General features: G+C 67.1%; 1 pseudogene. It reads left to right on the forward strand.

Annotated elements, in window-relative coordinates:
- Positions 1-180 precede the first annotated feature (180 nt).
- Positions 181-1,232: pseudogene (locus GGG17_RS16205) on the forward strand (IS3 family transposase); the annotation flags it as partial.
- Positions 1,233-1,356 lie beyond the last annotated feature (124 nt).

Raw genomic sequence — 1,356 nt, forward strand, 5'->3', positions numbered from 1 at the left:
TCGAACGGCACCACCAGACCTTCAACAAGTGGCTCGCAGCCAGCGGGCACCAGCCCCAGACGCTGACGCACATGCAGGCCCTATGCGACCAGTACCAGGACTGGTACAACACCCAACGCTGGCACTCTGAAGCGCCCCAGGTATCGCGCCGCATCCTTGTGAGTTGGAAGGATGCGAACCATGCCGAAGAAGATCGATCCGAAGGTCAAGGAGCGGTGTGTGCGCCAGGTGATGGAGCACTTGCCGGAGTACCCGTCGCTGACCGCTGCTGCTGAGGTCGTCGCTCGCCGTGAGGGTGTGGGCAAGGAGTCGGTACGTCGCTGGGTTCTGCAGGCCCAGGTCGATGGCGGCCAGCGCCAAGGGGCCACCACCGAGGAGCTGGCCCAGATCAAGGAGCTCAAGGCCAAGGTCCGCCGGTTGGAAGAGGACAACGAGATCCTGCGCCGGGCCTCAATTTTCTTCGCGGGGGAACTCGACCCCCGCGATCGCTGATCGTCGCGTTCATTGACGAGATGCGAGCTGAGGGTCACGCGGTCGAGTCGATCTGCCGGGTCCTGCGCGAGCAGGGCTGCCAGGTCGCCGCGCGGACCTACCGTCAGTGGGCTGGGGCAACCCGCCCGGTCGCGACACGCACGGTTACTGACGCGATCGTCACCGATCGGGTCCGCGACCTGGTGTGGACCGTCGACCACGCGGGCGTACGCCGGATGACGCCCGAGGGCCTGTACGGCCGCCGGAAGATGACCGCCTTGGTCAAACGCGCCGACGCCGATGCCTCGCCCGGGTCGGTGGACCGCGCGATGAGGGCCCTTGGCCTGCAAGGCGTTCGACGAGCCAAGGGGGTCCGCACCACGATCCCGGCCAAGGACGGCAAACGGGCTGGTGACCTGCTCGACCGTGACTTCACCGCGCCCGCGCCCAACCGCACCTGGGTCATGGACTTCACGTATGTCCGCACGTGGGCCGGGTTCGTGTATGTCGCGTTCGTCCTGGATGTCTTCGCCCAGAAGATCGTCGCGTGGAACGTCGCGTCGACCAAGGCCGTCGAGCTCGTCGACGCCCCGGTGCGGATGGCGCTGTGGCAACGCGGCCGCGAGGGGCACCCCGTCGTGCGCGGCAAGTTGATCGGTCACGCGGACGCCGGGTCGCAGTACACATCGATCACGTTCACCGACCACCTGGCCGATGAAGGCATCCGGCCCTCGATCGGATCGGTCGCTGACGCGTATGACTGCGAGCATCGTGTCTGCGCCACCACCTGGGGTCTGACCCTTGCTTATGACCGGCCCTGCGGGTGCCCTCGCGTTGACGTGTCGGCCCTGGGTGGTGGCGTTCACCAGGCTGCTGGCCGGGTGG

The sequence above is a fragment of the Arsenicicoccus cauae genome (genome assembly GCF_009707125.1).
In the GTDB taxonomy this organism is placed as follows: domain Bacteria; phylum Actinomycetota; class Actinomycetes; order Actinomycetales; family Dermatophilaceae; genus Arsenicicoccus; species Arsenicicoccus cauae.